Annotated in this window: 7 protein-coding genes; 4 read left to right on the forward strand and 3 right to left on the reverse strand. The window is 67.7% G+C overall.

What is annotated here, in order from left to right:
- From AC5RUJ_RS07295 to AC5RUJ_RS07305, 3 genes are all read left to right on the forward strand, one after another.
- Window positions 1-1,994, forward strand: a 1,994-nt coding sequence (locus AC5RUJ_RS07295) for a DEAD/DEAH box helicase (RefSeq protein WP_494155717.1), incomplete at its 5' end; no start/stop codon positions are given.
- Window positions 1,995-2,034: 40 nt separating this feature from the next.
- Window positions 2,035-3,669, forward strand: coding sequence for an amidohydrolase (locus AC5RUJ_RS07300; RefSeq protein WP_494074491.1), 1,635 nt, complete (start codon window positions 2,035-2,037; stop codon window positions 3,667-3,669).
- 507 nt (window positions 3,670-4,176) lie between these two features.
- Entirely contained in the window at window positions 4,177-4,908 is a 732-nt protein-coding gene (locus tag AC5RUJ_RS07305; RefSeq protein ID WP_493999728.1) for a polyprenol monophosphomannose synthase, read from the forward strand.
- An 89-nt stretch (window positions 4,909-4,997) separates the two neighbouring features.
- On the opposite strand, the gene AC5RUJ_RS07310 is transcribed toward AC5RUJ_RS07305, so the two are convergent.
- From AC5RUJ_RS07310 to AC5RUJ_RS07320, 3 genes are all read right to left on the reverse strand, one after another.
- On the reverse strand, window positions 4,998-5,345 hold the full coding sequence (locus tag AC5RUJ_RS07310; protein ID WP_493978444.1) for an RNA polymerase-binding protein RbpA: 348 nt from the start codon (window positions 5,343-5,345) through the stop codon (window positions 4,998-5,000).
- Between the two features lie 271 nt (window positions 5,346-5,616).
- Window positions 5,617-6,552, reverse strand: a complete 936-nt coding sequence (locus tag AC5RUJ_RS07315; RefSeq protein WP_494013994.1) for an SPFH domain-containing protein — start codon at window positions 6,550-6,552, stop codon at window positions 5,617-5,619.
- 60 nt (window positions 6,553-6,612) lie between these two features.
- Window positions 6,613-7,086 carry an NfeD family protein gene (locus AC5RUJ_RS07320; protein WP_493999730.1) on the reverse strand — a complete coding sequence of 158 codons (474 nt, stop codon included), beginning with the start codon at window positions 7,084-7,086 and terminating at the stop codon, window positions 6,613-6,615.
- Window positions 7,087-7,353: 267 nt separating this feature from the next.
- On the opposite strand from AC5RUJ_RS07320, the gene yczE reads away from it, so the two are divergent.
- Window positions 7,354-8,001, forward strand: coding sequence for a membrane protein YczE (yczE, locus tag AC5RUJ_RS07325; protein ID WP_493999731.1), 648 nt, complete (start codon window positions 7,354-7,356; stop codon window positions 7,999-8,001).
- Window positions 8,002-8,052: the final 51 nt, after the last annotated feature.

Below are 8,052 nucleotides of genomic sequence, written 5' to 3' on the forward strand. Positions count from 1 at the left end.
GGCGCGCGCCCGAACCCCCGCGGCAGGCGCTGACCCGGATTCGGCGCGCCAGCCGGCCGCAGGTCATCGCCAAGCTCGACAGCGAGGGACTGCTGCCGGCCATCACGTTCATTTTCTCCCGCAACGGCTGCGACGCCGCCGTGAAGCAGTGCCTGGAATCCGGGTTGCTGCTCACCACGGAAAAGGAACGCGCCGTCATCGTCCGCCGCGTGGACGAGGCCGTGCAGGACATAGCCGAAGAGGACCTGGACGTGCTGGGCTTTTGGACCTGGCGCGAAGGCCTGTCCCGCGGCTTTTCAGCCCACCACGCCGGCATGCTGCCGACGTTCAAGGAAGTGGTCGAGAAGCTCTTCGCCGACAACCTGGTCCGCGCCGTTTTCGCCACGGAGACGCTGGCGCTGGGCGTCAACATGCCGGCGCGGACGGTGGTGCTGGAGAAACTGGACAAGTTCAACGGCGAGGCGCACGTCGACATCACGGCAGGGGAGTACACGCAACTCACCGGCCGCGCCGGCAGGCGGGGCATCGACGTCGAAGGCCATGCCGTGGTGCTCTGGCAGCCCGGCACGGATCCGGGAGCCGTAGCCGGCCTGGCGTCGCGGCGGACGTATCCGCTGAACTCCAGTTTCCGGCCCACCTACAACATGAGCATCAACCTGATCGCGCAGTTTGGCCGCGGCCCGGCCCGGGAGATCCTGGAAACCTCGTTCGCGCAGTTCCAGGCCGACCGCTCCGTGGTGGGCCTTGCCAAGCAGGTGCGCAGCCGGGAAGAGTCGCTGGCAGGCTACGAGAAGGCCATGAGCTGCCACCTGGGCGACTTCAACGAATACGCCCGCCTGCGCCGGGACCTGAACGAGGTCGAGAAACGCGCCTCCCGCACCCAGTCCCGGCACCTGCGCTCGGCGGCGGCATCGTCCCTGGACCGCCTGCGCCGCGGCGACATCATCGACATTTCGGCGGGCCGGAACCTCGGCTACGCCGTGGTGCTGGACCGGGACGAAGCCGCCCGCGAGCCCCGCCCCACGGTGCTGACCCAGGAGAAGCACATCCGCCGCATTTCCGTCGACGACTTCCAGGGCCCGGTGGAGGTACTCTCCACCATCCGGATCCCCAAGACCTTCAACGCGCGCAGCCCCAAGGAACGCCGCGACCTGGCGTCCTCGCTGCGCAATGCGCTGCACGACAAGCGCCCGCCGCGGCGGGGGAGCGAGCACCGTGACTTCATCGTTCCCGGCGGGACCCAGGCCGAGCGGCAGATCAACGACCTGCGCCGCAAACTCAAGGCCCACCCCTGCCACGGCTGCAGCGACCGGGAAGACCATGCCCGCTGGGCGGAGCGCTGGTGGAACCTCCGCAAGGAAACCGACCAGCTGGTGACGCAGATCCAGGGCCGCACCAACACCATCGCCAAGACCTTCGACCGGGTCTGCCAGGTGCTGGACAGCTATGGCTACCTGGAGACCGGCGGCGACGGTGTCGCCATCAGCCCCGCCGGGGAACGGCTGCGGCGCATCTACGGCGACCGTGACCTGCTGGTGGCGCTGTGCCTGGAGCAGGACGCCTTCGCCGGGCTCACCGCCGCGGAACTGGCGGCCTTCGTGTCCTGCCTCGTGTACCAGGCCAAGCGGGAAGAGGCCGGCATCCGGCCCAAGATGCCCTCGGCCGCCATGGAAGCGTCGGTCATGATCGCCGTCCGTGAATGGTCGCAGCTGACCGATCTTGAGGAACAGCACCGGCTGCCGCTCACCGGCGAGCCGGAGCTCGGACTCGCCTGGCCGATGTACAAGTGGGCCAGCGGCCGGTCCCTGCAGACCGCGCTCAAGGGCACGGACCTGGCCGCCGGCGACTTTGTCCGGTGGGCCAAGCAGGTGATCGACCTGCTGGACCAGCTGATCAAAGTGCCCGCCCTCGATCCTCAGCTCGCGGCCCGCGGCAGGCAAGCCATTGGCTTGGTCCGCCGGGGCGTCGTCGCCTACGCCGCCGTGGCCGAATAGCCCGGCTACCGCGCGCACACCACCTTCTGAAAGGATTTCCATGAGCGAATCTGTCCTGCCCGCTGCCACGGGCCTTACGCTGTACCGCAACGGCAGCGTCTACAGCGCCGCCGACCCGTACGCCACGGCGATGCTCGTCGACGGCGGCACCGTGGCCTGGATCGGGTCGGAGCACGCCGCGACGTCCATTGCCGACGGCAGCATGCGGGTGGTCGACCTCGATGGACGCCTGGTGGCGCCCGGTTTCGTGGACGCGCACGCCCACGTGACGCAGACGGGGCTCGCCCTGTCCTCGCTCGACCTGACCGGCTGCGCGTCGCTGGTGGAACTGCTCGACGCCGTCGCCGCCGCTTCCCGGCAGGACGGCGGCCCCGTCCTGGGCCACGGTTGGGACGAAACCCGCTGGCCCGAGAACCGCGCCCCCTCCGCCGCCGAACTGGATCGCGCGTCGGGCGGGGCGGATGTCTTCCTGACGCGGGTGGATGTCCATTCCGCGGCCGTCTCGGCCGCGCTGGCGACCCGCCTGTCGCTCTCGGAGTTGCCCGGCTGGTCGGAGACCGGGACGGCCAGCGGGCCGGCCCTTGCACGGGCCCGGGCCGCGGTCCAGATCCCTGCATCCGGCCGGCGCGAAGAGCTCCAGCGTCTGGCCCTGCGGCACGCTGCGTCCCGCGGGTACGTCGCCGTCACGGAAATGGCTGCCCCGCAGCTGGGTCCCGCCGAGGACCTGCTGGCGCTGCTCGAACTCGGCGATGCCGAGCCCGGGCCGAGGATCCTGCCGTATTGGGGGGAGCTGATGACCTCCGCCGAACAGGTCAAGGAAACGGTGCACTACTTCTCCGGCCGCCTGCGGGGGCTGGGCGGGGACCTGACCATGGACGGGTCCGTCGGATCGCATTCGGCGGCCGTCAGTGCGGGCTACGCCGACCTCCCGGGGGAGCACGGGACGCTCTATCTCGACACCGAGGCTGCTGCGCGGCATGTGGAACTGACAGCGGAGCAGGGCATCCAGGCGGGTTTCCACGTGATTGGCGATGCCGGGTTGCTGCGGGTGCTTGACGCCCTGGACCTGGCCGCCGAACGCGTCGGGGACGCGGCGGTACGGTCGGCCCGCCCGCGCCTTGAACATGTGGAAATGGTCCCCGAGGGGGCGCTGGAGCGGATGCTCCGGCACGGGGTGACCGCCAGCATGCAGCCGCTCTTCGACGCCTATTGGGGCGGGGCGGAAGGCATGTATGCCACGCGGCTGGGCGCCGAGTCTGCACTCGCCATGAACGCGGTGGGAACGTTGCAGACTGCGGGCGTTCCGGTCGCGATCGGGTCCGACGCCCCGGTCACGGAACAAAGCCCGTGGGCCGCCGTGAAGGCGTGCCTGGAGCACCATAACCGGTCCGAGCAGATCTCCGCCCGGGCGGCGTTCCTGGCGCACACCAGGGCCGGTTGGCGGGCCGCGGGCGAACGGAACCCCATGGAGGGCCAGCTGGCTCCGGGTACTCCCGCGACGTTCGCCGTCTGGGACGCGGACGAACTTTCCATCCAGACTCCCGACTCGCGGGTGTCCGCTTGGAGCACCGATGCGCGTGCGGGCACGCCGATGCTGCCCTCCCTGGACAGTGGCAGGTTGCCGGTGTGTGTCCGCACGGTGATGAATGGAGTAACCATTTATGACGGCTCCTGAGGTAGTTCCGTTTTCGGCGGTCGCGGAAAAATCTGAACGATTTGTTTGATTTCGAGAACTTTCGACCGCCGGGAGCCCCGCTCTGACGTGCAGGTATGGACAAAACCGCAGGTCAGAGCGGTATTGACACATCCCGCACAACCAGTAGGCTGAACTCTCAATGGGCCGGTATTTCTTCGCGGATACCGGTCCGTGCCGGGGAGAGAGGCTGCTGGCGGCACCTGCCTGCGGGCGGTTGCGCCCGACGTCCCTTGACGAACCGGCACTTCCGGGGTAGGTCCGCACGTCAGTAGAAAACATGTCTGCGTTCCCCCACAGGTTTGCTTTCGTGGCCCGAAGGCGTGTGGACCTACCCTTCCTTTCACCTTCAGGCCGCGCGGCCGGGCGTGCCCGCCGGCCTCCGGTACAAACTCATGGCCTATACTGGACCGTCGATGCGGAAGCCTCCGGGTATCTCCGGCACGAGGAAATCTGCGGTTTGCAGCACAACGTTCGAAAGGCCACTGAGTGCGGGTCGTCACCATCATCCCGACGTATAACGAGATCGAGTCCCTCCCGAAGACAGTAGCCCGCCTTCGCACCGCCGTACCCGGCTCGGACATCCTGGTGGTCGACGACAATTCCCCGGATGGCACCGGAACCTTGGCCGATCGGCTGGCGGCCGATGACTCCGCCATCCATGTCCTCCACCGCGAAGGGAAAGCGGGGCTGGGCGCCGCCTACATCGCCGGCTTTCGCTGGGGGCTTGACGCCGGGTACGACGTCCTGGTGGAGATGGACGCCGACGGCTCACACCAGCCCGAGGAACTGACCAGGTTACTGGGCGCACTCGATGGCGGCGCGGACATGGTCAAGGGCTCGCGGTGGATTCCGGGCGGGAAGGTCGTCAACTGGCCACTCCACCGCAAGGCCATCTCGTTGGCCGGCAGCCTGTACTCCCGGCTCATGCTCGGCGTGGCTATCCGGGACATCACCGGCGGCTTCAACGCTTTCAAGGCCGGGACCCTGCGCGCCATCGATCTCGACAGCGTGGAATCGGTTGGTTACTGCTTCCAGATCGACCTCACCTGGCAGACGCTGAAGGCAGGATTGGCGGTCCGTGAAGTGCCGATCACCTTCGTCGAACGCGAATACGGCGACTCGAAAATGAGCGGCGGCATCGTGCTGGAGTCCATCCTGCTGGTCACCAAGTGGGGGATCGCGGACAAGTGGCGGAGACTCCGCGCCCGCAAAGGCTGACCGCGACCGCACACAACCCCACGGCACAAAGAGAGGGAGCGCGCCCCGGCGGGCGCGCTCCCTCTCTTTAAGGACGGGGCTGTCAGGCCTTAAGCCGTGCGCCGTTCCCCGCGGCGTTCGCGCAGCTTGGTCAGGCGGTCCTCGAGGATCTGTTCGAGCTCCTCAACGCTGCGGCGTTCCAGCAGCATGTCCCAGTGGGTGCGCACCGGCTTGGCATTCGGGTCGACGGGCTTTTCTCCGTTGACCAGGAGTGCTTCTTTCCCCGACTTGGAAACCCATACCGGGGGGATCTCGGCTTCTGCGGCAAAGGTCACGAACACCTGCTCGCCGTCCTCGCAACGGTACTCAACGCGCTGGCGCGGAGCCGGTTCAACACCGGATTCAGTCTCCATGCTCTGCGCTCCGAGGCGCATACCCCGCAGGCTACGATCGCTCATGATCTCTCCCTCTTGTCTTGTGGCGGACAGGCGGCTGGACCGCGTCCGCGATGGCTCGCTAACACTCTCAACGTCGGCGGGCGGCCGTCTGTTCCCGGCCGCGATGATAACGCGAATCCCGCCTGCGTCAAGGATGGTTGTAGGCGGCAACTTCCCGGCAAACCACCCATTATAGTCCGGGCGGCGGTCCCGGGTAAACCGAAGCCGGGGCGCGGAGCATCCGACCGGCTGACGCTCCGGGCTCCCGGCCCCGTGCCTGTTTTCTGCTGTGTCAGCCGCGCAGCTCGCTGCCGATTGTTGAGGCGGCCGGGGCTGTCTCGCTGTCCGGGGTGGCCGTTCCCAGCAGGCTGCCGATGCCCTTGAGCGCCTCGCCCACCTCGCTGGGGATGATCCAGAGCTTGTTCGACTCGCCTTCGGCGATCTTGGGCAGCGTCTGCAGGTACTGGTAGGCCAGCAGCTTCTGTGTGGGGTTGCCCTTGTGGATGGCGTCGAACACCTTCTGGATTGCCTGGGCCTCGCCGTCGGCACGCAGGATCGCTGCCTTGGCGTCGCCTTCGGCGGCGAGGATGGCCGCCTGGCGCTGGCCTTCGGCCGTCAGGATCTGGGACTGTTTGGTGCCTTCAGCCGTCAGGATGGCCGCCCGGCGGTCGCGCTCGGCCCGCATCTGCTTTTCCATGGAGTCCTGGATGGAGTGGGGCGGGTCAATCGCCTTGAGTTCCACGCGGGAGACGCGGATGCCCCAGCGCCCGGTCGCCTCGTCCAGGACGCCGCGGAGCTGGCCGTTGATCTGGTCGCGTGAGGTGAGCGCCTCTTCCAGGTTCAGGCCGCCCACCACGTTGCGGAGCGTGGTGGTGGTCAATTGCTCCACTGCCTGGATGTAGTTGGCGATCTCATAGGTCGCGGCGCGGGCATCGGTCACCTGGAAGTAGACGACGGTGTCGATGGAGACCACCAGGTTGTCTTCGGTGATGACCGGCTGCGGGGGAAAGGACACGACCTGTTCGCGCAGATCCAGCAGCGGCAGCAGCCGGTCCACGAAGGGGATCAGGATGGTCAACCCGGGGTTCAGCGTGCGCTGGTACTTGCCCAGCCGTTCCACGACGCCCGCCCGTGCCTGCGGGATGATCCGCACGGCGCGGACGAGCACGATTACGACGAAGACGATCAGGACCAGCAGCACGATCCAGATTCCGATATTGCTATCCATAGTTCCCCTCTAAGAGTGGTTTCAGTGGGTCACGGTGCCGGCACGATGCCCGCCCGGGTCTTACTGGGCCGGCAGCGGCCCGTCCGCGCGCTGCGGAGTCACGACGGCGGTCGCCCCCTCGATCCGGGCGACCGAAACGCGCTGGCCGGCCGGGATGGGCGAGCCGTCCGCCGACCGGGCCGACCACGTATCGCCGCCGATCTTCACGACGCCGGAATGATCGGTGACGGATTCGAGGGTCATCGCCGATTCGCCGATCAGCCGGTCAACGTTGGTAGCCAGGTCCCGCGGTCCGCTGCGCAGATGCCGCAGCGCTACCGGTCGGACGAAAAGGACCATCAGCAACGCGACCACGCAGAAGATGACCACCTGCATCCAGAAGGGCAGGCCGAGCAGTGCCGCGAACAGGGCCACGAGCGCCCCGGAGGACATCATGATGAAGAACAGGTCCAGCGTCATCATTTCGACGATGGCCAGGATCAGGAACACGGCCAGCCAGAGGACCCAGCTGTTGGCGACGAGCCATTCGATCATCAGTACCCCCTGATGTTGGAGCAGCCGCCGTCTCCCGAGCCTGCCTCTTGCACGCATGCATGAAACCGCGGGCTGCCGGTGCCCTTAGTACCTCCATCATGCCCGACGACGACGCGCGGCGGAGTGAAATCCGTCACTTCCGGACGCTACGAGGCGTTTCGTGGCCAAGTTGTGACCAGATAGGCCGTCCCGCGGGCCTGGGTGCGTTGCCGGATAGGATGATCCAGTGCTGAACACCGCGCCCTGCCGCGCACCCCGGAACCGGCCATGCGAACCCTGCTGACCAGCAATCGGCTGTCCCTGCGGACGCTGCGGCTGCTGGCCGGCCTCTTCGCCTACGGGATCGCCATCGCGCTGATGATCAGGGCCAATCTTGGCTCGGCCCCCTGGGATGTGCTCAGCCAGGGCGTCGCCAAGGCCACGGGCATCAGTTTCGGCTGGGCCACGGTGGCGATCAGCGCGGCCGTGCTGCTGTTGTGGATCCCGCTGCGGCAAAAGCCGGGCGCGGGAACGGTCGCGAACGCCATCCTCGTGGGGTTTTTCGCCGACTTCGGGCTGCTGCTCATCCCGGTTTGGGATCACCTGGCCGCGCAGGTCCTCTCGTTCACGGCCGGACTGGTCCTGCTGGCGGCGGCCAGCGCGCTGTATATCGGGGCAGGCCTCGGACCCGGACCCAGGGACGGCTTGATGACCGGCCTGCACGCCGCGACCGGTTGGCAGGTCTGGATAGTCCGCACCGGCATTGAAGCAGCGGCAACCCTCGCCGGGTGGCTGCTCGGCGGCGTCGTGGGCCTCGGCACCCTGGTGTTCGTCCTGGCCATCGGACCCTTGATCCAGCTGTTCCTGAAGTGGATGTTCGTCGACCTGAATCCGGGCGTCCGGAAGAAATCCCCCGCCAGGCCCGGCCGCGGCTAGGGGGCGCTCGGACACCGGCGGCGGCTAACCGGCGGGGCGGACGGGCTCCCC

Source organism: Arthrobacter sp. Y3223164 (assembly GCF_059091005.1).